This window comes from Pseudomonas oryzihabitans (assembly GCF_024652905.1).
In the GTDB taxonomy this organism is placed as follows: Bacteria; Pseudomonadota; Gammaproteobacteria; order Pseudomonadales; family Pseudomonadaceae; genus Chryseomonas; species Chryseomonas benzopyrenica.
In genome coordinates this window covers 4,190,870-4,210,255 of record NZ_CP102428.1, presented here as the reverse complement: position 1 = coordinate 4,210,255, position 19,386 = coordinate 4,190,870, and the positions used below count along the sequence as shown (strand labels likewise).

Genomic DNA, 19,386 nt, shown 5'->3' with positions numbered 1-19,386 from the left:
CTGTATCAGGCCACTTCGCTGGGATCTATCCCCAGGCCCTTGGCCACGCCCATGCCATAGGCGGGATCGGCCTTGAGGAAGTGGCCGATCTGCCGCAGTTGCACATCACGGGTCACAGAGCCCAGGGCGCCGACGATATTGTCGATCAGCAGTGCTTGCTGGTCGGCATTCATCAGGCGGAACAGCGCGCCGGCCTGACTGAAGTAATCCTCGTCCACCCGGTGATCGTAGCGATCGGCGGGGCCGGCGAAGTTCAGCGCCGGCTCGCGATACTGCGGCGCCTGCTTGGGCGTATGGCCATAGCTGTTCGGCTCGTAGTTCGGCTGCGAACCGCCATTGCCATCGAAGCGCATGGCGCCATCGCGCTGATTGTTGGCGTAGGGGCAGCGCGGTGCGTTGACCGGTAGCTGCTGATAGTTGGTCCCTACGCGATAGCGCTGGGCGTCGGCATAGGCGAACACCCGGCCTTGCAGCATGCGATCAGGCGACAGCCCTATGCCCGGCACCACGTTGCTCGGTGCGAAGGAGGCCTGCTCCACCTCGGCGAAATAGTTCTGCGGATTGCGGTTGAGCTCCAGCACCCCGACTTCCTGCAACGGATACTGCTGCTGCGACCACACCTTGGTCACATCGAAAGGATTCTCGGCGCGACCGGCTGCCTCCTGCTCGCTCATTACCTGGATGCACATCTTCCAGCGCGGGAATTCACCGCGCTCGATGGCCTGGAACAGGTCACGCTGGCTGTAATCCGGATCGGTACCGGCCAGCCGTGCGGCCTCGGCCGGTGCCAGGTTCTTGATCCCCTGCTGGCTCTTGAAGTGAAACTTCACGAAGTGCCGCTCACCCTGGGCGTTGATCAGGCTGAAGGTGTGGCTACCGAAGCCGTGCATGAAGCGATAGCCATCCGGAATGCCGCGATCGGAAAACAGGATGGTCACCTGATGCAGGGATTCGGGCGACAGCGACCAGAAGTCCCACATCATCTGCGGACTCTTCAGGTTGCTCCAGGGATCGCGCTTCTGGGTATGGATGAAGTCCGGAAACTTGAGCGGATCGCGGATGAAGAACACCGGGGTGTTGTTGCCGACGATGTCCCAGTTGCCTTCTTCGGTATAGAACTTCAGGGCGAAACCCCGGGGATCGCGCTCGGTATCCGCCGAACCGCGCTCACCACCCACGGTGGAAAAGCGCAGGATGGTCTCGGTCTGCTTGCCCACACTGGCGAACAGCTTGGCGCTGGTGAGATGGGTGATGTCCTGGGTGACGGTAAAGGTACCGTAGGCCGCGGAGCCCTTGGCATGAACGCGCCGCTCGGGAATGACTTCACGGTTGAAGTGCGCCAGCTTCTCGATCAGATGGAAGTCGTCGAGCATCAGCGGACCGCGCGGACCGGCGGTGCGGGAATTCTGGTTGTCGGCTACCGGAATGCCGCTGGCAGTGGTGAGGATCTTGGTATCGGTCACAGGTATCTCCCTCTGGAAAGCGTTGGCTGATCGCCTGAGGGAAGTATCGCCGGGGTGATACTTTAGGACTAATTTATTGATCCTAGCATCCTGATAGAAAAACCTGAGTCGCAAGATCCTACTGTCTGGACCTGAGCAGCGCCTTGCCATAGCCAAAAGGCGAGCATGAAAAAGCCGGGCAAGAGCCCGGCTTTTTCCAGAACGCAGCTACTTATTCAGCAGCCTGTTCCACGGTACCGCCGACCGGACGGTCGATCAGCTCGACATACGCCATGGGCGCATTGTCGCCAGCGCGGAAGCCGCACTTCAGGATACGCAGGTAGCCACCCGGACGGTTGGCGTAGCGCTTGCCCAGGTCGTTGAACAGCTTGCCGACGGCAGCTTTCGAACGGGTACGGTCGAAAGCCAGGCGACGGTTGGCGACGCTGTCTTCCTTGGCCAGGGTGATCAGCGGCTCGGCAACGCGGCGCAGTTCCTTGGCTTTCGGCAGGGTAGTTTTGATCAGCTCGTGCTCGAACAGCGACACAGCCATGTTCTGGAACATGGCCTTGCGGTGTGCGCTCGTGCGGCTCAGATGACGACCACTTTTACGATGACGCATGATTGAAATTCCTTCCCAAACTATCGTTCGGTGAACAATGACGATCAGGCAGTAGCCTTGTCGTCCTTCTTAAGGCTTGCAGGGGGCCAGTTGTCCAGGCGCATACCGAGCGACAGACCACGGGAGGCCAGAACGTCCTTGATTTCGGTCAGGGACTTCTTGCCCAGGTTCGGGGTCTTGAGCAGCTCCACTTCGGTACGCTGAATCAGGTCACCGATGTAGTAGATGTTCTCCGCCTTGAGGCAGTTGGCCGAACGAACGGTCAGTTCCAGATCGTCCACCGGACGCAGCAGGATCGGATCGATCTCGTCTTCCTGCTCGACCACGACCGGCTCGCTGTCGCCCTTGAGGTCGACAAAGGCTGCCAGCTGCTGCTGCAGGATAGTGGCGGCACGACGGATGGCTTCTTCCGGATCCAGGGTACCGTTGGTTTCCAGGTCAAGCACGAGCTTGTCCAGGTTGGTACGCTGTTCGACCCGGGCATTTTCCACCACATAGGCCACGCGACGAACCGGGCTGAACGTAGCATCGAGTTGGAGACGACCGATTGCGCGGGTTTCGTCTTCTTCGCTCTGACGCGCATCGGCGGGCTCATAGCCACGACCGCGCGCGATTTTCAGCTTCATGTTCAGCGAACCGTTGTCCGCCAGGTGGGCGATGACGTGCTCACCGTTGACGATCTCGACATCGTGATCGACCTGAATGTCGGAGGCCAGAACTGGCCCCTGACCTTTCTTGCTCAGACTCAGGGTGACTTCGTCACGGCCGTGCAACTTGATGGCCAGGCCCTTGAGGTTGAGCAGGATCTCGATCACGTCTTCCTGCACGCCTTCGATGGCGCTGTACTCGTGCAGGACACCGTCGATCTCTGCTTCGACTACCGCGCAGCCAGGCATGGAGGACAACAGGATACGCCGCAGCGCGTTGCCCAAGGTATGGCCGAAACCACGCTCGAGAGGCTCGAGGGTGATCTTGGCACGGGTCTGACTAACCGCCTGCACATCGATATGGCGGGGGGTCAGGAACTCATTTACCGAACTCTGCATGGATGCACCTACTTTCTAGCCCTTACTTGGAGTAGAGCTCGACAATCAGGTTTTCGTTGATGTCGGCGGAGAGATCACCACGGGCCGGCACGCTTTTGAAGGTGCCTTCCTTTTTCTCGGTGCTCACTTCGACCCACTCAACCCGGCCACGCTGGCCGCACAGCTCGAGAGCCTGAGCGATACGCAGCTGATTTTTGGCCTTTTCACGGACCGCGACGACGTCGCCGACCTTGACCTGATAGGAGGGAATGTTGACGGTCTGACCGTTGACGGTGATCGACTTGTGGGAGACCAGCTGGCGCGATTCGGCGCGAGTGGCACCGAAGCCCATGCGATACACCACGTTGTCCAGACGGCATTCGAGCAGTTGCAGCAGGTTCTCACCGGTAGCGCCCTTGCGACGGGCAGCTTCCTGGTAGTAACCGGCGAACTGACGCTCGAGCACGCCATAGATACGGCGGACTTTCTGCTTTTCACGCAGCTGCAGACCGTAGTCGGACAGACGACCGCGACGCTGACCATGCTGGCCAGGAACGGTTTCCAGCTTGCACTTCGAGTCGAGGGCACGAGCGCCGCTCTTCAGGAAGAGGTCAGTGCCTTCGCGGCGGGACAGTTTGCACTTGGGACCAATGTAACGAGCCATTTCTCACTGTCTCCTATTACACGCGACGCTTCTTCGGCGGACGGCACCCGTTATGCGGGATAGGCGTCACGTCGGTGATGCTGGCGATCTTGTAACCACAGGCATTCAGAGCGCGAACAGCGGACTCACGGCCGGGGCCGGGACCTTTGACGTTCACGTCCAGATTCTTCAGACCATATTCCAGAGCGGCTTGGCCGGCACGTTCGGCTGCAATCTGGGCAGCGAACGGGGTGCTCTTACGGGAGCCACGGAAGCCGGAGCCACCGGAGGTCGCCCAGGACAACGCATTGCCCTGACGATCGGTGATGGTCACGATGGTGTTGTTGAAAGACGCATGGATGTGGGCGATGCCATCAACCACTGTCTTTTTGACTTTCTTACGAGGACGAGCAGCAGGTTTTGCCATGACTAGATTCCTGTCGATTCGCGGATGCGATTACTTGCGGATCGGCTTGCGCGGGCCCTTACGGGTACGGGCATTGGTCTTGGTGCGCTGACCACGGACCGGCAGACCACGGCGGTGACGCAGACCGCGGTAGCAACCCAGATCCATCAGGCGCTTGATGTTCATGTTGATTTCGCGGCGCAGGTCACCCTCGGTGAGGATTTTGGCGACCTCGTTACGCAGCTGATCGACCTGCTCGTCGCTCAGTTCTTTGATCTTGGCGGTCGGCTGGATGCCGGTGGCCGCGCAGATCTTCTGAGAGGTGGTGCGACCGACACCATAGATGTAGGTCAGCGAGATAACAGTATGCTTGTTATCTGGAATGTTGACGCCTGCAATACGGGCCATTCAGAAAAACTCCAATTGACAGCTACCGACGCCCCGGAAGCCAAGAAAAGGGCGCGCGATATTAACGCTGTAGGAACAAATGATCAACCCGGCAGCACACTAGCTGCCGGGTTAGACGCGTGATTCACACTCAGCCTTGGCGCTGCTTGTGACGCGGTTCAGCGCTGCAGATCACGCGCACGACGCCTTCGCGGCGAATGATCTTGCAGTTACGGCACAGCTTCTTGACCGATGCACGAACTTTCATGACAACTCCTCTAACCTTACGAGTAACGGCTCAACGCATCATGCCGTTGCCGTAGCCCTTCAGGTTGGCTTTCTTCATCAGGGACTCGTATTGATGAGATACGAGATGGGACTGGACCTGGGACATGAAGTCCATGACCACTACCACCACGATCAGCAACGAGGTCCCGCCGAGATAGAACGGCACGTTCGCCGCGACCACCAGGAACTGGGGCAACAAGCACACCGCCGTCATGTACAGGGCACCGAACATGGTCAGCCGGGTCAGCACGCCATCGATATAGCGCGCGGACTGCTCACCAGGACGAATACCCGGGATGAACGCCCCGGATTTCTTCAGGTTTTCCGCCACATCCTTGGGGTTGAACATCAGTGCCGTATAGAAGAAGCAGAAGAAGATGATCCCTGCACTAAACAGCAAGATGTTCAGCGGTTGGCCGGGTGCGATGGCCTGAGCCACGTCCTGCAACCAACCGAGACCTTCGGACTGACCGAACCACGAACCGAGCGATGCCGGAAACAGCAGGATGCTGCTGGCGAAGATCGCCGGGATGACCCCGGCCATGTTCACCTTGAGCGGCAGATGGCTGTTCTGCGCCGCGAAGACCTTGCGGCCCTGCTGACGCTTGGCGTAGTGCACGGCGATACGACGCTGCCCACGCTCGATGAACACCACGAAGGCGATGATGGCGACCGCCACCACACCGACCATGATCAGCGCGAAGATGTTGATATCGCCCTGTCGTGCCGACTCGAAGGACTGACCGATGGCGCGAGGCAAGCCCGCGACGATACCGGCGAAGATCAGCATCGAGATGCCATTGCCGATACCGCGCTCGGTGATCTGCTCACCCAGCCACATCATGAACAGTGCGCCGGCGACGAACGTGGTGACAGCGACGAAATAGAAGCTGAAGCCCACGCTGAACGCGACGCCCTGACTGGCGAGTCCTACCGACATCCCGGTGGCCTGAACGAGCGCCAGAACCAGCGTGCCGTAACGGGTGTACTGGCTAATCTTGCGACGACCAGACTCACCCTCTTTCTTCAATTGCTCCAGCTGTGGGCTGATCGCGGTAAGCAGCTGCATGATGATCGAGGCCGAGATGTACGGCATGATCCCCAGGGCAAAGATGCTCATCCGCTCCAGCGCACCGCCAGAGAACATGTTGAAGAGGCTAAGAATGGTCCCCTCGTTCTGCCTGAACAGTGCGGCCAGCTGATCGGGATTGATACCCGGAACAGGGATGTGCGCACCGATCCTGTAGACGATGATCGCCAGGAACAGGAATCGGAGGCGGGTCCACAGTTCGGACATACCACCGGTCTTGCTGAGCGCAGAGAGAGCACCTTGCTTAGCCATTTATTCCTCGATCTTGCCGCCAGCTGCTTCGATGGCTGCACGGGCACCCTTGGTGGCACCAATGCCCTTCAGGGTGACGGCACGAGTGACGTCGCCGGACAGCACAACCTTGACACGCTTGATGTCACGGCTGATCACGTTGGCGTCTTTCAGCGCCTGCAGATCGACCACATCGACATCGACCTTGGCCAGCTCGGAGGTACGAACCTCGGCGCGGTCCAGGGCCTTCAGCGATACGAAGCCGAACTTGGGCAGACGACGGTGCAGCGGCTGCTGGCCGCCCTCGAAACCGGGGGCAACCTTGCCACCGGAACGGGAGGTCAGACCCTTGTGGCCACGGCCACCGGTCTTGCCCAGGCCGCTACCGATACCACGACCGGGACGCAGCTTCTCGCGGCGAGCGCCGGGAGCGGAACGCAGATCATTCAATTTCATGACTTAACCCTCCACACGCAGAAGGTAATAGGCCTTGTTGATCATGCCGCGATTCTCAGGGGTGTCCTGAACTTCGACGGTGTGACCAATGCGACGCAGGCCGAGACCCTTGACGCAAGCCTTGTGATTGGCCAGACGGCCGTGGACGCTCTTGATCAGCGTGACCTTGACGGTTGCGTTAGCCATGATCAGAGAATCTCCTCGACGCTCTTGCCACGCTTGGCGGCAACAGCTTCCGGCGCCTGCATGTGCTTGAGACCTTCAAAGGTCGCGTACACCACGTTTACCGGGTTGGTGGAGCCGTAGCACTTGGCCAGGACGTTCTGCACACCAGCGACTTCCAGCACGGCGCGCATGGCACCGCCGGCGATGATGCCGGTACCGTCGGAAGCGGGCTGCATGTACACCTTGGAGGCGCCATGGGCGGCCTTGACGGGGTACTGCAGGGTGGTGCCGTTCAGATCCACCTGGATCATGTTGCGGCGAGCAGCTTCCATAGCCTTCTGGATGGCGGCAGGCACTTCACGGGCCTTGCCACGGCCGAAGCCAACGCGGCCTTTACCATCGCCAACCACGGTCAGAGCGGTGAAGGCGAAGATACGGCCGCCTTTCACGGTTTTGGCTACGCGGTTAACTTGAACCAGCTTCTCGATGTAGCCTTCGTCGCGCTTTTGATCGTTATTTGCCATGACTTAGAACTCCAGCCCGCCTTCACGAGCAGCGTCGGCCAGCGCTTTGACGCGACCATGGTACTTGAAGCCAGAACGATCAAAGGCCACCTGGGTAACGCCAGCGGCCTTGGCACGCTCGGCGACCAGCAGACCAACTTTCTTGGCCGCCTCGACGTTGCTGGTAGCGCTTTCGCGCAGTTCTTTGTCCAACGTAGAAGCGCTGGCCAGGACCTTGCTGCCGTCGGCCGCGATGACCTGGGCATAGATGTGCTGGGAAGAGCGGTACACGCACAGACGGACCACTTCCAGTTCGCGCATCTTCAGGCGAGCCTTGCGAGCGCGACGCAGTCGGGTTTCTTTCTTGACGGTCATTTGCTATGCCCTACTTTTTCTTGGCTTCTTTACGGTGGACGACTTCGTCGGCATACCGTACACCCTTGCCCTTGTAAGGCTCCGGCGGACGGAAACCACGAATCTCAGCCGCAACCTGGCCGACCAGCTGCTTGTCGATACCCTTGATCAGGATTTCGGTCTGGTTGGGTGTTTCTGCGGTGATGCCTTGCGGCAGGTCGTAGTCCACGGGGTGAGAGAAGCCCAGAGCGAGGTTCAGCACCTGACCTTTGGCCTGGGCCTTGTAGCCCACACCGACCAGTTGCAGCTTGCGCTCGAAGCCCTGGCTGACGCCGACCACCATGTTGTTGACCAGGGCACGGGTAGTGCCGGCCATCGCACGGGTCTGCTGATCGCCATTGCGAGCAGCGAAACGCAGCTCACCGGACTCTTGAGTGACTTCAACGGACGGATGGACCTTCAGTTCCAGAGCGCCCTTGGCACCCTTGATCGAAAGCGCCTGACCGGCCAGATTAACTTCGACGCCTGCAGGCAGTCTTACAGGGTTTTTAGCAACGCGAGACATGCTGATTCCCCTTAGAAGACTGTGCAGAGCACTTCGCCGCCAACACCAGCAGCACGGGCCGCGCGATCAGTCATCACACCTTTGTTGGTGGAAACGATCGACACGCCCAGACCGCCACGCACTTTCGGCAGCTGGTCAACGGCTTTGTACTGGCGCAGACCGGGACGGCTGCTACGCTTCAGCTCTTCGATGACAGGCTTGCCTTCGAAGTACTTCAGCTCGATGGACAGCGACGGCTTGGATTCCGCGCTGACCTGAAAATCCGCGATGTAACCTTCATCCTTAAGGACTTTGGCAACGGCAGCCTTCAGCTTGGAAGAAGGCATGCTCACAACGGCCTTTTCAGCCATCTGGGCATTACGGATACGAGTTAGCATGTCTGCTAACGGGTCCTGCATACTCATGGGCTATTAGCTCCTAATACAGAAATTGAGCCTACCGGCTCTCAAAAATCACCCCTCGGCAATAGGCCGATTCGGGCGAGCCGAGCATTCTAGAGATCGGCCTGAAACGAATCAAGCCCCAAAAGGGGCTTGATTCAATTACCGCGATGAAAGGCGCTAGCTGTTACCAGCTGGCCTTCACCAGGCCGGGCACGTCACCGCGCATGGCTGCTTCACGCAGCTTGATGCGGGACAGACCGAACTTGCGGTACACGCCGTGCGGACGACCGGTCAGGCGGCAGCGGTTACGCATGCGGCTGGCGCTGGCGTCACGGGGCTGCTTCTGCAGGGCAACCTGGGCATTCCAACGGTCCTCGGGGGAGGCGTTGACATTACCGATGGTCGCCTTCAGCTCGGCGCGCTTCTTGGCGTACTTGGCAACCGTCTGCTGACGCTTCAGCTCGCGGTTAATCATGCTTTGCTTAGCCATCTGAAGACCTCAATCAGTTACGGAACGGGAAGTTGAACGCGCGCAGCAGCGCACGGCCTTCCTCGTCGGTACGAGCGGTGGTGGTCAGGGTGATGTCCATACCACGCAGCGCATCGATCTTGTCGTAATCGATTTCCGGGAAGATGATCTGCTCTTTCACGCCCATGCTGTAGTTGCCGCGACCGTCGAAGGACTTGGCATTCAGGCCGCGGAAGTCACGCACGCGCGGCAGGGAGATGGACAGCAGACGATCCAGGAATTCATACATGCGATCGCTACGCAGGGTCACCTTGACGCCGATCGGCCAGCCTTCGCGAATCTTGAAGCCAGCAATGGAATTGCGAGCATAAGTCACGACCGGCTTTTGACCAGCGATCTTTTCCAGGTCAGCTACGGCGTTGTCGATGATCTTCTTGTCACCGACCGCTTCGCCCAGACCCATGTTCAAGGTGATCTTGGTGATGCGCGGAACTTCCATCACGTTACCCAGCTGAAGCTGCTCTTTCAGCTTGGGCGCGATTTCCTTCCGATAAATCTCTTTCAATCGAGCCATGGTGATCTACCTAGCAGCTTCAGGCCTGGACCGCTTTTTGGGTCGACTTGAAGATACGAATCTTCTTGCCGTCTTCGACTTTGAAACCAACGCGGTCAGCCTTGTTGGTCTCGGAGTTGAAAATGGCAACGTTGGAGACATGCAGAGGGGCTTCTTTCTCTACGATGCCACCCTGAACACCCAGCATGGGGTTGGGCTTGGTGTGGCGCTTGATCAGGTTGACCCCGCCAACGACCAGACGGTCATCGGCGAGTACCTTCAGCACCTTGCCACGCTTGCCCTTGTCCTTGCCGGCAATGACGATTACCTCGTCGTCACGACGAATCTTTTGCATGTCGGCTACTCCTTACAGCACTTCGGGGGCAAGGGAGACGATCTTCATGAACTTCTCGGAGCGAAGTTCACGGGTCACCGGCCCAAAGATACGGGTGCCAATCGGCTCTTGCTTGTTGTTCAGCAGAACCGCGGCGTTGCCGTCGAAGCGGATGATGGAACCGTCGGTGCGGCGGACGCCGTGCTTGGTACGCACGACGACAGCAGTCATCACCTGACCTTTCTTCACCTTGCCGCGCGGAATTGCTTCCTTGACGGTGACTTTGATGATGTCGCCAATGCCGGCGTAACGGCGGTGGGAACCGCCGAGCACCTTGATGCACATCACGCGACGAGCGCCGCTGTTGTCGGCGACGTCAAGCATGGATTGAGTCTGGATCATGGCTCTCTACCCTTATACCTGAACGGCGCGCTCGACGACGTCAACCAGGGTCCACGCCTTGGTCTTGGCCAGCGGGCGGGTTTCGCGAATGGTGACCAGGTCACCAATGCGGCACTGATTGGTTTCGTCGTGAGCGTGCAGCTTGGTGGAACGCTTCACGTATTTGCCGTAGATCGGGTGCTTGACGCGACGCTCGATCAGTACGGTGACGGTTTTGTCCATCTTGTCGCTGACCACTCGGCCGGTCAGCGTACGGACAGTTTTTTCAGCTTCAGCCATGATCACTTACCTGCTTGCTGGTTCAGCACAGTCTTGACGCGAGCGATGTCGCGCTTCACTTGCGAGAGCATGTGAGACTGACCCAACTGGCCAGTTGCCTTCTGCATACGCAGATTGAACTGGTCACGCAGCAGGTTGAGAAGCTGCTCGTTCAGCTCCTCTACGGATTTCTCACGCAAATCTTTCGCTTTCATCACATCACCGTCCGCTTAACAAAGGAGGTTTCGAGCGGAAGCTTGGCAGCGGCCAGGGCGAATGCCTGACGAGCCAGATCCTCGGAAACACCCTCGATCTCGTACAGGACCTTGCCCGGCTGGATCTGGGCTACCCAGTACTCGACACTACCCTTACCTTTACCCATCCGCACTTCGAGAGGCTTCTTGGTGACAGGCTTGTCAGGGAAGACGCGGATCCAGATCTTGCCGCCACGCTTCACGTGACGGGTCAGCGCACGACGTGCGGATTCGATCTGGCGAGCGGTCAGACGGCCACGGCCGACAGCCTTCAGCGCGTACTCGCCGAAGCTGACCTTGCTACCGCGATGAGCCAGACCACGGTTGTGGCCGGTCATCTGCTTGCGGAATTTTGTACGCTTGGGTTGCAGCATGTTGCGTACTCCTTACTTAGCAGCAGCTTTTTTGCGCGGAGCCGGGGCGACGGGCTTGAGCTCTTCCTGGCGGCCACCAATGACCTCACCCTTGAAGATCCAAACCTTCACACCGATCACACCGTAAGTGGTGTGGGCTTCCGCAGTGGCGTAGTCGATATCGGCACGAAGGGTGTGCAGAGGCACACGACCTTCGCGATACCACTCGGTACGGGCGATTTCAGCACCGCCCAGACGACCGCTCACCTGAATCTTGATGCCTTTGGCACCAATGCGGATCGCGTTCTGTACAGCGCGCTTCATGGCACGACGGAACATCACACGACGCTCAAGCTGCTGCGCAACGCTCTGCGCAACCAGGGCACCGTCGAGCTCCGGCTTGCGGATCTCTTCGATGTTGATGTGCACGGGCACACCCATTCTTGCGGTCAGGTCCTGACGCAGCTTCTCGACATCCTCACCTTTCTTGCCAATCACGATACCGGGACGGGCGGTGTGGATGGTGATGCGTGCGGTTTGAGCCGGGCGATGAATATCGATACGGCTTACGGACGCGCTTTTTAGTTTGTCCTGGAGGTACTCACGAACCTTCAGGTCGGCCAGCAGATAGTCCGCATAAGTGCGCTTATCCGCGTACCAGACCGAAGTGTGCTCCTTGACGATACCCAGGCGAATGCCATTGGGATGTACTTTCTGACCCATCTGATCGACTCCGTTACTTGTCCGCAACCTTGACCGTGATATGGCAAGACCGCTTCACGATGCGATCAGCACGACCTTTGGCACGCGGCATGATGCGCTTGAGCGAACGACCTTCGTTTACGAAGACAGTGGAGACCTTCAGGTCGTCCACGTCGGCGCCTTCATTGTGCTCGGCGCTGGCAACAGCCGACTCCAGCACCTTCTTCATGATCTCAGCGGCTTTCTTGCTGCTGAAAGTCAACAGGTTGAGCGCTTCGCCCACCTTCTTCCCGCGAATCTGGTCGGCGACCAAGCGGGCTTTCTGGGCGGAGATACGAGCGCCCGACAGCTTAGCGGCTACTTCCATCTTCCTTACCCCTTAACGCTTGGCTTTCTTGTCAGCCGCATGACCGCGATAGGTGCGGGTAGCAGCGAACTCGCCGAGTTTGTGGCCGACCATGTCTTCGTTCACCAGAACGGGGACATGTTGACGACCGTTGTGCACAGCGATGGTCAGGCCGACCATTTGCGGCAGGATCATCGAACGACGCGACCAGGTCTTGATCGGTTTGCGTTCGTTCTTTTCCACCGCGACTTCGATCTTCTTCAACAGGTGAAGATCGATAAAAGGACCTTTCTTCAGAGAACGGGGCACAGTCGAATCCTCTACTGATTACTTGCCGCGACGGACAATCATCTTGTCGGTACGCTTGTTGGAGCGCGTCTTGAGACCCTTGGTCTTGACGCCCCACGGCGAAACCGGATGACGGCCACCGGAAGTACGACCTTCACCACCACCGTGCGGGTGATCGACCGGGTTCATGGCGACACCACGAACGGTCGGACGCACGCCACGCCAGCGGGTGGCACCGGCCTTACCCAGCGAACGCAGGCTGTGCTCACCGTTGGACACTTCGCCCAGGGTGGCACGGCACTCGGACAGCACCTTGCGCATTTCACCGCTGCGCAGACGCACGGTGACGTAGGCGCCTTCGCGGGCGACCAGCTGAGCGGAGGTACCCGCGGAGCGAGCGATCTGAGCGCCCTTGCCAGGCTTCAGCTCGATACCGTGGATGGTGCTACCGACCGGCACGTTACGCAGCGGCAGGTTGTTGCCAGCCTTGATGGGCGCGCCAGCGCCGGACAGCAGCTGGTCACCGGCAGCAACGCCTTTGGGAGCGATGATGTAGCGACGCTCGCCATCGGCGTACTTCAGCAGAGCGATGTGTGCAGTACGGTTCGGATCGTATTCGATACGCTCAACGACGGCAGGGATGCCATCCTTGTTGCGACGGAAATCGACCAGACGGTAGTGCTGCTTGTGACCACCGCCGATGTGGCGAGTGGTGATACGACCATTGTTGTTACGGCCGCCGGACTTGCTCTTCTTCTCCAGCAAAGGAGCGTAGGGCGCGCCTTTGTGCAGATCAGAGTTGACCACCTTGACCACAAAGCGGCGGCCAGCGGAGGTCGGCTTGCATTTTACGATTGCCATGATGCCCCCTGATTACTCGGCGCTGCTGGAAAAGTCGAGATCCTGGCCCGGCTGGAGCGCGATGTACGCTTTTTTCCAGTCGTTACGCTTGCCCAGACCACGAGCGGTACGCTTGGTCTTGCCCTGGACGTTCAGGGTGCTGACGCTGCGAACCTTGACCTCGAACAGCTGCTCGACGGCCTTCTTGATTTCCAGCTTGGTTGCATCGGTGGCAACCTTGAATACGAACTGCTTCTGGCTGTCCGCCAGCATGGTGGCCTTCTCGGAGATGTGCGGGCCAAGCAGCACTTTGAATACGCGTTCCTGGTTCATGCCAGCAGCTCCTCGAATTTCTTCACGGCGGACACAGTGACCAGCACCTTGTCGTAGGCGATCAGGCTGACCGGGTCGGAACCCTGGACATCACGCACGTCGACGAAAGGCAGGTTGCGGGCGGCCAGATACAGGTTCTGGTCGACAGCGTCGGTCACGATCAGCACGTCGCTCAGGCCCAGGCCGTCCAGCTTGCTGACCAGGGTCTTGGTCTTGGGCGCGTCGACGGCGAAGTCGTCAACCACGACCAGACGATCCAGACGGACCAGCTCGGCGAGGATGGAGCGCAGTGCAGCGCGGTACATCTTCTTGTTCAGCTTCTGGCTGTGATCCTGGGGCTTGGCTGCGAAAGCCACGCCACCGGAGCGCCAGATGGGGCTGCGGATGGTACCGGCACGGGCACGACCGCTACCCTTCTGACGCCAGGGCTTCTTGCCACCGCCACGGACTTCGGAACGGGTCTTCTGGGCACGGGTGCCCTGACGACCGCCAGCCATGTAGGCGACGACTGCCTGGTGAACCAGGGTCTCGTTGAATTCACCGCCGAAGGTGTGCTCGGAGACTTCGATAGCTTGAGAGCCATTCACATTGAGTTGCATGTTCTCTCTCCTCTCAACCACGGGCCTTGACAGCGGGACGCACGATCACGTCACCACCCGGCGCGCCGGGGACGGCACCCTTGACCAGCAGCAGGTTGCGCTCGGCGTCTACACGCACGACTTCCAGCGACTGAACGGTTACACGCTCCGCACCCAGGTGACCGGACATTTTCTTGCCCTTGAACACTCGACCAGGAGTCTGGCACTGGCCGATGGAACCAGGTGCACGGTGGGAAACGGAGTTACCGTGGGTGTTGTCCTGACCACGGAAGTTCCAGCGCTTGATGGTACCGGCATAGCCCTTACCTTTGGACTGACCAGTGACATCAACCATCTGACCGGCTTCGAACAGGGCTACGGTGACTTCGTCGCCGGCCTTGTACTCACCGTCTTCCAGGCGGAATTCGAGGACGCTACGACCAGCGGCAACGCTGGCCTTGGCGAAGTGACCGGCTTGCGCCTTGGTCACGCGGGAAGCACGACGCTCGCCCACGGTTACCTGAATGGCACGATAGCCATCGGTTTCTTCGCTTTTGAATTGGGTTACGCGATTCGGCTCGATCTCAATGACCGTAACCGGAACGGAAACGCCTTCTTCGGTGAAAACGCGGGTCATACCGCATTTACGACCGACTAAACCAATCGTCATGTTGAGAACCTCTTGAGTGTACGGGGCTTTCACCCGCTATGGCCGCCCATTTCAGAGCGTTACACGACTGAAACCTTGACGGTCTCAGCCGAGGCTGATTTGCACTTCAACGCCAGCGGCGAGATCGAGCTTCATCAGCGCATCGACGGTCTTGTCGGTGGGCTGAACGATGTCGAGCACACGCTTGTGGGTACGAATTTCGTACTGGTCACGAGCGTCCTTGTTGACGTGCGGAGAAATCAGCACTGTGTAACGTTCCTTGCGGGTAGGCAGAGGAATCGGACCACGCACCTGAGCACCAGTACGTTTCGCAGTTTCTACGATTTCCTGGGTGGATTGATCGATCAGGCGATGATCAAAAGCCTTCAACCGAATACGGATTTGTTGATTTTGCATTTGACCTCAGACTCCAAGCTTTCCTCTCGGACAAAAAGGTGCCCGATTAAAGGAGGCGCAATTCTAAGGATGTCGTCGGCGGCTGTCAAGAACGCCTCTTTTGCCATCTGTCAATTTCACGAGCCAAGAAAAAAGGCCCCGGAGGGCCTTTTTTCGTTTCAGATCAATCGATTACTCGATGATCTTGGCAACCACGCCGGCGCCAACGGTACGACCGCCTTCACGGATGGCGAAACGCAGACCGTCTTCCATCGCGATCGGAGCGATCAGGGTGACAACCATCTTGATGTTGTCGCCCGGCATCACCATCTCGACGCCTTCCGGCAGCTCGCAGTTACCGGTCACGTCGGTGGTGCGGAAGTAGAACTGCGGACGGTAGCCCTTGAAGAACGGGGTGTGACGACCACCTTCTTCCTTGGACAGCACGTACACTTCGCACTCGAACTTGGTGTGCGGCTTGATGGTGTTCGGCTTGGCCAGAACCTGGCCACGCTCCACATCTTCACGCTTGGTGCCACGCAGCAGCACGCCGACGTTCTCGCCAGCACGGCCTTCGTCCAGCAGCTTGCGGAACATTTCAACGCCGGTGCAGGTGGTCTTGACGGTGGCCTTGATGCCCACGATCTCGACTTCTTCCTGGACCTTGACGATGCCACGCTCGACACGACCGGTTACCACGGTGCCGCGACCGGAGATCGAGAACACGTCTTCGATCGGCATCAGGAACGGCTTGTCGATGGCACGCTCGGGCTCGGGGATGTACGAGTCCAGGGTCTCGACCAGCTTGCGCACGGCGGAGGTACCCATTTCGTTGTCGTCGTTACCGTTCAGAGCCATCAGCGCGGAGCCGATGACGATCGGGGTGTCGTCGCCGGGGAAGTCGTAGGTGTTCAGCAGATCGCGAACTTCCATTTCGACCAGTTCCAGCAGCTCGGCGTCGTCAACCATGTCGGCCTTGTTCAGGAACACGACGATGTAGGGAACGCCTACCTGACGGGACAGCAGGATGTGCTCGCGGGTCTGCGGCATGGGGCCGTCAGCAGCCGAGCAAACCAGGATCGCGCCGTCCATCTGGGCAGCACCGGTGATCATGTTCTTCACGTAGTCGGCGTGGCCGGGGCAGTCGACGTGCGCGTAGTGACGGATCGCCGAGTCGTACTCAACGTGGGAGGTGTTGATGGTGATACCACGAGCCTTTTCTTCCGGCGCGTTGTCGATCTGGTCGAAACCACGAGCGGAACCGCCCCAGGTGTCGGCACAGACTTTGGTCAGCGCTGCGGTCAGCGTGGTCTTGCCATGGTCAACGTGACCGATGGTGCCCACGTTCAGGTGCGGTTTGTTACGTTCGAATTTTTCTTTAGCCACGAGATAAACCTCTAGTCAAAGCGCTGATTAAGCTTGTTTCTTGATGATGGCTTCGGCGATGTTCGACGGAGCTTCGGCGTACTTGGAGAACTCCATGGAGTAGCTTGCGCGACCCTGAGACATGGAGCGGACATCCGTAGCGTAGCCAAACATCTCGCCCAGCGGAACCTCGGCACGGATGACCTTGCCGGTCACGGTGTCTTCCATACCCTGGATCAGGCCACGACGACGGTTCAGGTCGCCCATGACGTCGCCCATGTAGTCTTCCGGGGTCACGACCTCGACCTTCATGATCGGCTCGAGCAGCACGGCACCACCCTTCTGGGTGAGCTGCTTGGTCGCCATGGAGGCAGCGATCTTGAACGCCATCTCGTTGGAGTCGACGTCATGGTAGGAACCGTCGAACACAGCGGCCTTCAGGCCGAGCAGCGGATAGCCGGCGACGATGCCGTTCTTCATCTGCTCTTCGATGCCCTTCTGGATCGCCGGGATGTATTCCTTCGGAATCACACCGCCCACGACTTCGCTGACGAACTCCAGACCTTCCTGACCTTCGTCGGCCGGCGCGAAGCGAATCCAGCAGTGACCGAACTGGCCACGACCACCCGACTGGCGAACGAACTTGCCTTCGATCTCGCAGGTGTTGCGGATGGTTTCGCGGTAGGCAACCTGAGGCTTACCGATGTTCGCTTCCACGCCGAATTCGCGCTTCATGCGGTCCACCAGGATGTCCAGGTGCAGCTCGCCCATGCCGGAGATGATGGTCTGACCGGACTCTTCGTCGGTCTTGACGCGGAACGAGGGGTCTTCCTGGGCCAACTTGCCCAGTGCGATACCCATCTTCTCCTGGTCGGCCTTGGTCTTCGGCTCGACAGCAACCGAGATCACCGGCTCCGGGAAGTCCATGCGCTCGAGGATGATCGGCTTCTCGATCGAGCACAGGGTGTCACCGGTGGTGACGTCCTTCATGCCGATCAGGGCGGCGATGTCGCCAGCACGAACTTCCTTGATCTCTTCACGGGTATTGGCATGCATCTGCACCATACGGCCGACGCGCTCCTTCTTGCCCTTCACCGAGTTGATGACGGAGTCACCGGAGCTCAGTACACCCGAGTAGACGCGGGCGAAGGTCAAGGTACCCACGAAGGGGTCGGTAGCGATCTTGAACGCCAGGGCCGAGAAGGGCTCGTCGTCGTCTGCATGACGCTCGTCGTGGATTTCCTCGTTGTCCGGGTTGGTACCCTTGATCGCGGGAATCTCGATCGGCGCCGGCAGGAAGTCGATCACGGCGTCCAGAACCAGGGGCACACCCTTGTTCTTGAAGGACGAACCGCAGACGGCCGGGACGATTTCGCAGGCGATGGTACGCTGACGCAGGCCGGCCTTGATCTCGTCGATCGACAGCTCGCCGCCTTCCAGGTACTTGTTCATCAGCTCTTCGTTGGCTTCGGCCGCAGCCTCGACCATGTTGGAGCGCCACTGCTCGGCATCGGCCAGCATGTCCGCAGGAATGTCTTCCTCGCGGTAGGTCATGCCCTGGTCGTCATCGTTCCAGAAGATGGCCTTCATCTTCAGCAGGTCGATCTGGCCCTGGAAGTTCTCTTCCGCGCCGATGGCCAGCTGAACCGGGACCGGAGTATGGCCCAGGCGCTTCTTGATCTGCTCGACGACGCGCAGGAAGTTGGCACCGGCACGGTCCATCTTGTTGACGTAGACGATGCGCGGGACGCCATACTTGTTGGCCTGACGCCATACGGTCTCGGACTGAGGCTCGACACCGGAGGTACCGCAGAACACCACGACCGCACCGTCCAGCACGCGCAGGGAACGCTCCACCTCAATGGTGAAGTCCACGTGGCCGGGGGTGTCGATGATGTTTACGCGGTACTTGTCGTACTGCTTGGTCGAACCGGACCAGAACGCGGTGGTGGCAGCGGAGGTGATGGTGATACCACGCTCCTGCTCCTGCACCATCCAGTCCATGGTCGCAGCGCCGTCGTGAACCTCACCCATTTTGTGGTTCACGCCGGTGTAGAACAGAATCCGCTCGGTAGTAGTCGTCTTACCTGCGTCCACGTGGGCGCAGATACCGATGTTCCGATAGCGGTTAATAGCGGTTGTACGAGCCATAAGGTCCTCGCTTGATTGGAAGCGCTAGGCTTAGAAGCGGTAGTGCGAGAAGGCCTTGTTGGCTTCTGCCATGCGATGCACGTCTTCGCGCTTCTTGACTGCGGCACCCTTGCCTTCAAAAGCGTCCATGAGTTCACCCGCCAGGCGCAGAGCCATGGACTTCTCGCCACGCTTGCGCGCGGAGTCCACCAGCCAGCGCATGGCCAGGGCATTACGACGGGAAGGACGAACCTCAACCGGCACCTGGTAGGTAGCACCGCCGACACGGCGGGACTTCACTTCGACCAGCGGAGCGATGGCGTCGAGCGCTTTTTCGAAAACTTCCAGGGGTTCGGCATTCTTGGAACGCTCTTTGACCTTGTCCAGAGCACCATAAACGATACGCTCGGCAACGGCTTTCTTGCCGCTTTCCATCACGTGGTTCATGAACTTGGCCAGGATCTGGCTTCCGTATTTCGGATCGTCAAGTATTTCGCGCTTGGCCGCTACACGACGTCTTGGCATTGATAAGCCCTCAAAACGGTCTTCAGGTTAGCTCGGGACTCGTTGCCCGAC

The 19,386-nt window shown here is 59.2% G+C and carries 32 protein-coding genes; all 32 read right to left on the bottom strand.

Going from position 1 to position 19,386, the window contains the following annotated elements; translation table 11 throughout:
* Nucleotides 1–5 precede the first annotated feature (5 nt).
* The gene (locus NRG74_RS19535) at nucleotides 6–1,463 is read right to left on the bottom strand and encodes a catalase (protein ID WP_184289929.1); all 1,458 of its coding nucleotides are present in this window, start codon (nucleotides 1,461–1,463) and stop codon (nucleotides 6–8) included.
* A 211-nt stretch (nucleotides 1,464–1,674) separates the two neighbouring features.
* Nucleotides 1,675–2,064 carry a 50S ribosomal protein L17 gene (rplQ, locus tag NRG74_RS19530; protein ID WP_007161227.1) on the bottom strand — a complete coding sequence of 130 codons (390 nt, stop codon included), beginning with the start codon at nucleotides 2,062–2,064 and terminating at the stop codon, nucleotides 1,675–1,677.
* A 44-nt stretch (nucleotides 2,065–2,108) separates the two neighbouring features.
* The gene (locus tag NRG74_RS19525) at nucleotides 2,109–3,110 is read right to left on the bottom strand and encodes a DNA-directed RNA polymerase subunit alpha (protein WP_059316454.1); all 1,002 of its coding nucleotides are present in this window, start codon (nucleotides 3,108–3,110) and stop codon (nucleotides 2,109–2,111) included.
* 22 nt (nucleotides 3,111–3,132) lie between these two features.
* A complete protein-coding gene (gene rpsD, locus NRG74_RS19520; protein ID WP_017640289.1) occupies nucleotides 3,133–3,753 on the bottom strand; it encodes a 30S ribosomal protein S4 in 621 nt (206 codons plus the stop codon).
* Nucleotides 3,754–3,769: 16 nt separating this feature from the next.
* Nucleotides 3,770–4,159 (bottom strand): 30S ribosomal protein S11, encoded by a 390-nt coding sequence (gene rpsK / locus NRG74_RS19515; protein WP_003281811.1) that lies wholly within the window; start codon nucleotides 4,157–4,159, stop codon nucleotides 3,770–3,772.
* A 30-nt stretch (nucleotides 4,160–4,189) separates the two neighbouring features.
* Nucleotides 4,190–4,546: a 30S ribosomal protein S13 gene (gene rpsM, locus NRG74_RS19510; RefSeq protein WP_017640288.1), complete on the bottom strand. Its 357-nt coding sequence runs from the start codon at nucleotides 4,544–4,546 to the stop codon at nucleotides 4,190–4,192.
* A gap of 130 nt (nucleotides 4,547–4,676) precedes the next feature.
* Nucleotides 4,677–4,793: a 50S ribosomal protein L36 gene (gene rpmJ / locus NRG74_RS19505; RefSeq protein ID WP_002555468.1), complete on the bottom strand. Its 117-nt coding sequence runs from the start codon at nucleotides 4,791–4,793 to the stop codon at nucleotides 4,677–4,679.
* A 30-nt stretch (nucleotides 4,794–4,823) separates the two neighbouring features.
* Entirely contained in the window at nucleotides 4,824–6,155 is a 1,332-nt protein-coding gene (gene secY / locus NRG74_RS19500) for a preprotein translocase subunit SecY (protein WP_026083755.1), read from the bottom strand.
* Complete coding sequence (rplO, locus tag NRG74_RS19495; RefSeq protein WP_007161232.1) at nucleotides 6,156–6,590, bottom strand: 50S ribosomal protein L15; 435 nt, start codon at nucleotides 6,588–6,590, stop codon at nucleotides 6,156–6,158. It lies immediately after the preceding gene.
* A gap of 3 nt (nucleotides 6,591–6,593) precedes the next feature.
* Nucleotides 6,594–6,776, bottom strand: coding sequence for a 50S ribosomal protein L30 (rpmD, locus tag NRG74_RS19490; RefSeq protein WP_007161233.1), 183 nt, complete (start codon nucleotides 6,774–6,776; stop codon nucleotides 6,594–6,596).
* A gap of 2 nt (nucleotides 6,777–6,778) precedes the next feature.
* Nucleotides 6,779–7,279 (bottom strand): 30S ribosomal protein S5, encoded by a 501-nt coding sequence (gene rpsE, locus NRG74_RS19485; protein ID WP_007161234.1) that lies wholly within the window; start codon nucleotides 7,277–7,279, stop codon nucleotides 6,779–6,781.
* A gap of 3 nt (nucleotides 7,280–7,282) precedes the next feature.
* Nucleotides 7,283–7,633, bottom strand: a complete 351-nt coding sequence (gene rplR / locus NRG74_RS19480) for a 50S ribosomal protein L18 (RefSeq protein ID WP_007161235.1) — start codon at nucleotides 7,631–7,633, stop codon at nucleotides 7,283–7,285.
* Nucleotides 7,634–7,643: 10 nt separating this feature from the next.
* Complete coding sequence (gene rplF / locus NRG74_RS19475) at nucleotides 7,644–8,177, bottom strand: 50S ribosomal protein L6 (protein WP_017640286.1); 534 nt, start codon at nucleotides 8,175–8,177, stop codon at nucleotides 7,644–7,646.
* A gap of 11 nt (nucleotides 8,178–8,188) precedes the next feature.
* Nucleotides 8,189–8,581 (bottom strand): 30S ribosomal protein S8, encoded by a 393-nt coding sequence (gene rpsH / locus NRG74_RS19470; protein ID WP_017640285.1) that lies wholly within the window; start codon nucleotides 8,579–8,581, stop codon nucleotides 8,189–8,191.
* A gap of 163 nt (nucleotides 8,582–8,744) precedes the next feature.
* Nucleotides 8,745–9,050, bottom strand: a complete 306-nt coding sequence (gene rpsN / locus NRG74_RS19465; protein WP_017640284.1) for a 30S ribosomal protein S14 — start codon at nucleotides 9,048–9,050, stop codon at nucleotides 8,745–8,747.
* Between the two features lie 13 nt (nucleotides 9,051–9,063).
* Complete coding sequence (gene rplE, locus NRG74_RS19460) at nucleotides 9,064–9,603, bottom strand: 50S ribosomal protein L5 (protein ID WP_007161239.1); 540 nt, start codon at nucleotides 9,601–9,603, stop codon at nucleotides 9,064–9,066.
* Between the two features lie 19 nt (nucleotides 9,604–9,622).
* Nucleotides 9,623–9,937: a 50S ribosomal protein L24 gene (gene rplX, locus NRG74_RS19455; RefSeq protein ID WP_017640283.1), complete on the bottom strand. Its 315-nt coding sequence runs from the start codon at nucleotides 9,935–9,937 to the stop codon at nucleotides 9,623–9,625.
* 12 nt (nucleotides 9,938–9,949) lie between these two features.
* A complete protein-coding gene (gene rplN / locus NRG74_RS19450; protein WP_007161241.1) occupies nucleotides 9,950–10,318 on the bottom strand; it encodes a 50S ribosomal protein L14 in 369 nt (122 codons plus the stop codon).
* A gap of 12 nt (nucleotides 10,319–10,330) precedes the next feature.
* Nucleotides 10,331–10,597: a 30S ribosomal protein S17 gene (gene rpsQ / locus NRG74_RS19445; RefSeq protein ID WP_007161242.1), complete on the bottom strand. Its 267-nt coding sequence runs from the start codon at nucleotides 10,595–10,597 to the stop codon at nucleotides 10,331–10,333.
* Nucleotides 10,598–10,599: 2 nt separating this feature from the next.
* Nucleotides 10,600–10,791, bottom strand: coding sequence for a 50S ribosomal protein L29 (gene rpmC, locus NRG74_RS19440; RefSeq protein WP_007161243.1), 192 nt, complete (start codon nucleotides 10,789–10,791; stop codon nucleotides 10,600–10,602).
* Nucleotides 10,791–11,204, bottom strand: a complete 414-nt coding sequence (rplP, locus tag NRG74_RS19435) for a 50S ribosomal protein L16 (RefSeq protein WP_017640282.1) — start codon at nucleotides 11,202–11,204, stop codon at nucleotides 10,791–10,793. Before rplP ends, rpmC begins: the two co-directional genes overlap by 1 nt.
* A 12-nt stretch (nucleotides 11,205–11,216) precedes the next feature.
* The gene (gene rpsC, locus NRG74_RS19430; protein WP_007161245.1) at nucleotides 11,217–11,906 is read right to left on the bottom strand and encodes a 30S ribosomal protein S3; all 690 of its coding nucleotides are present in this window, start codon (nucleotides 11,904–11,906) and stop codon (nucleotides 11,217–11,219) included.
* A gap of 13 nt (nucleotides 11,907–11,919) precedes the next feature.
* Nucleotides 11,920–12,252 (bottom strand): 50S ribosomal protein L22, encoded by a 333-nt coding sequence (rplV, locus tag NRG74_RS19425; RefSeq protein ID WP_257705077.1) that lies wholly within the window; start codon nucleotides 12,250–12,252, stop codon nucleotides 11,920–11,922.
* Nucleotides 12,253–12,264: 12 nt separating this feature from the next.
* Nucleotides 12,265–12,540: a 30S ribosomal protein S19 gene (rpsS, locus tag NRG74_RS19420; protein ID WP_007161247.1), complete on the bottom strand. Its 276-nt coding sequence runs from the start codon at nucleotides 12,538–12,540 to the stop codon at nucleotides 12,265–12,267.
* Nucleotides 12,541–12,558: 18 nt separating this feature from the next.
* Entirely contained in the window at nucleotides 12,559–13,380 is an 822-nt protein-coding gene (gene rplB / locus NRG74_RS19415; protein WP_007161248.1) for a 50S ribosomal protein L2, read from the bottom strand.
* 12 nt (nucleotides 13,381–13,392) lie between these two features.
* On the bottom strand, nucleotides 13,393–13,692 hold the full coding sequence (gene rplW / locus NRG74_RS19410; RefSeq protein WP_007161249.1) for a 50S ribosomal protein L23: 300 nt from the start codon (nucleotides 13,690–13,692) through the stop codon (nucleotides 13,393–13,395).
* Nucleotides 13,689–14,291, bottom strand: coding sequence for a 50S ribosomal protein L4 (gene rplD, locus NRG74_RS19405; protein ID WP_017640279.1), 603 nt, complete (start codon nucleotides 14,289–14,291; stop codon nucleotides 13,689–13,691). The genes rplW and rplD overlap by 4 nt, the downstream gene beginning before the upstream one ends.
* A gap of 13 nt (nucleotides 14,292–14,304) precedes the next feature.
* Entirely contained in the window at nucleotides 14,305–14,940 is a 636-nt protein-coding gene (rplC, locus tag NRG74_RS19400) for a 50S ribosomal protein L3 (protein ID WP_007161251.1), read from the bottom strand.
* An 84-nt stretch (nucleotides 14,941–15,024) separates the two neighbouring features.
* A complete protein-coding gene (gene rpsJ, locus NRG74_RS19395) occupies nucleotides 15,025–15,336 on the bottom strand; it encodes a 30S ribosomal protein S10 (RefSeq protein WP_003243886.1) in 312 nt (103 codons plus the stop codon).
* Nucleotides 15,337–15,507: 171 nt separating this feature from the next.
* Nucleotides 15,508–16,701 carry an elongation factor Tu gene (gene tuf / locus NRG74_RS19390; protein WP_160921986.1) on the bottom strand — a complete coding sequence of 398 codons (1,194 nt, stop codon included), beginning with the start codon at nucleotides 16,699–16,701 and terminating at the stop codon, nucleotides 15,508–15,510.
* 27 nt (nucleotides 16,702–16,728) lie between these two features.
* Nucleotides 16,729–18,831, bottom strand: coding sequence for an elongation factor G (fusA, locus tag NRG74_RS19385; RefSeq protein WP_026083934.1), 2,103 nt, complete (start codon nucleotides 18,829–18,831; stop codon nucleotides 16,729–16,731).
* A gap of 30 nt (nucleotides 18,832–18,861) precedes the next feature.
* A complete protein-coding gene (gene rpsG, locus NRG74_RS19380) occupies nucleotides 18,862–19,335 on the bottom strand; it encodes a 30S ribosomal protein S7 (protein WP_007163088.1) in 474 nt (157 codons plus the stop codon).
* Nucleotides 19,336–19,386 lie beyond the last annotated feature (51 nt).

Excerpts from the sequence above, each read along its gene's own strand:
- rplQ (WP_007161227.1), bottom strand. The coding sequence starts at position 2,064 with ATGCGTCATCGTAAAAGTGGTCGTCATCTGAGCCGCACGAGCGCACAC.
- NRG74_RS19525 (WP_059316454.1), bottom strand. The coding sequence starts at position 3,110 with ATGCAGAGTTCGGTAAATGAGTTCCTGACCCCCCGCCATATCGATGTG.
- rpsD (WP_017640289.1), bottom strand. The coding sequence starts at position 3,753 with ATGGCTCGTTACATTGGTCCCAAGTGCAAACTGTCCCGCCGCGAAGGC.
- rpsK (WP_003281811.1), bottom strand. The coding sequence starts at position 4,159 with ATGGCAAAACCTGCTGCTCGTCCTCGTAAGAAAGTCAAAAAGACAGTG.
- rpsM (WP_017640288.1), bottom strand. The coding sequence starts at position 4,546 with ATGGCCCGTATTGCAGGCGTCAACATTCCAGATAACAAGCATACTGTT.
- rpmJ (WP_002555468.1), bottom strand. The coding sequence starts at position 4,793 with ATGAAAGTTCGTGCATCGGTCAAGAAGCTGTGCCGTAACTGCAAGATC.
- secY (WP_026083755.1), bottom strand. The coding sequence starts at position 6,155 with ATGGCTAAGCAAGGTGCTCTCTCTGCGCTCAGCAAGACCGGTGGTATG.
- rplO (WP_007161232.1), bottom strand. The coding sequence starts at position 6,590 with ATGAAATTGAATGATCTGCGTTCCGCTCCCGGCGCTCGCCGCGAGAAG.
- rpmD (WP_007161233.1), bottom strand. The coding sequence starts at position 6,776 with ATGGCTAACGCAACCGTCAAGGTCACGCTGATCAAGAGCGTCCACGGC.
- rpsE (WP_007161234.1), bottom strand. The coding sequence starts at position 7,279 with ATGGCAAATAACGATCAAAAGCGCGACGAAGGCTACATCGAGAAGCTG.
- rplR (WP_007161235.1), bottom strand. The coding sequence starts at position 7,633 with ATGACCGTCAAGAAAGAAACCCGACTGCGTCGCGCTCGCAAGGCTCGC.
- rplF (WP_017640286.1), bottom strand. The coding sequence starts at position 8,177 with ATGTCTCGCGTTGCTAAAAACCCTGTAAGACTGCCTGCAGGCGTCGAA.
- rpsH (WP_017640285.1), bottom strand. The coding sequence starts at position 8,581 with ATGAGTATGCAGGACCCGTTAGCAGACATGCTAACTCGTATCCGTAAT.
- rpsN (WP_017640284.1), bottom strand. The coding sequence starts at position 9,050 with ATGGCTAAGCAAAGCATGATTAACCGCGAGCTGAAGCGTCAGCAGACG.
- rplE (WP_007161239.1), bottom strand. The coding sequence starts at position 9,603 with ATGGCTCGATTGAAAGAGATTTATCGGAAGGAAATCGCGCCCAAGCTG.
- rplX (WP_017640283.1), bottom strand. The coding sequence starts at position 9,937 with ATGCAAAAGATTCGTCGTGACGACGAGGTAATCGTCATTGCCGGCAAG.
- rplN (WP_007161241.1), bottom strand. The coding sequence starts at position 10,318 with ATGATCCAGACTCAATCCATGCTTGACGTCGCCGACAACAGCGGCGCT.
- rpsQ (WP_007161242.1), bottom strand. The coding sequence starts at position 10,597 with ATGGCTGAAGCTGAAAAAACTGTCCGTACGCTGACCGGCCGAGTGGTC.
- rpmC (WP_007161243.1), bottom strand. The coding sequence starts at position 10,791 with ATGAAAGCGAAAGATTTGCGTGAGAAATCCGTAGAGGAGCTGAACGAG.
- rplP (WP_017640282.1), bottom strand. The coding sequence starts at position 11,204 with ATGCTGCAACCCAAGCGTACAAAATTCCGCAAGCAGATGACCGGCCAC.
- rpsC (WP_007161245.1), bottom strand. The coding sequence starts at position 11,906 with ATGGGTCAGAAAGTACATCCCAATGGCATTCGCCTGGGTATCGTCAAG.
- rplV (WP_257705077.1), bottom strand. The coding sequence starts at position 12,252 with ATGGAAGTAGCCGCTAAGCTGTCGGGCGCTCGTATCTCCGCCCAGAAA.
- rplB (WP_007161248.1), bottom strand. The coding sequence starts at position 13,380 with ATGGCAATCGTAAAATGCAAGCCGACCTCCGCTGGCCGCCGCTTTGTG.
- rplW (WP_007161249.1), bottom strand. The coding sequence starts at position 13,692 with ATGAACCAGGAACGCGTATTCAAAGTGCTGCTTGGCCCGCACATCTCC.
- rplD (WP_017640279.1), bottom strand. The coding sequence starts at position 14,291 with ATGCAACTCAATGTGAATGGCTCTCAAGCTATCGAAGTCTCCGAGCAC.
- rplC (WP_007161251.1), bottom strand. The coding sequence starts at position 14,940 with ATGACGATTGGTTTAGTCGGTCGTAAATGCGGTATGACCCGCGTTTTC.
- rpsJ (WP_003243886.1), bottom strand. The coding sequence starts at position 15,336 with ATGCAAAATCAACAAATCCGTATTCGGTTGAAGGCTTTTGATCATCGC.
- fusA (WP_026083934.1), bottom strand. The coding sequence starts at position 18,831 with ATGGCTCGTACAACCGCTATTAACCGCTATCGGAACATCGGTATCTGC.
- rpsG (WP_007163088.1), bottom strand. The coding sequence starts at position 19,335 with ATGCCAAGACGTCGTGTAGCGGCCAAGCGCGAAATACTTGACGATCCG.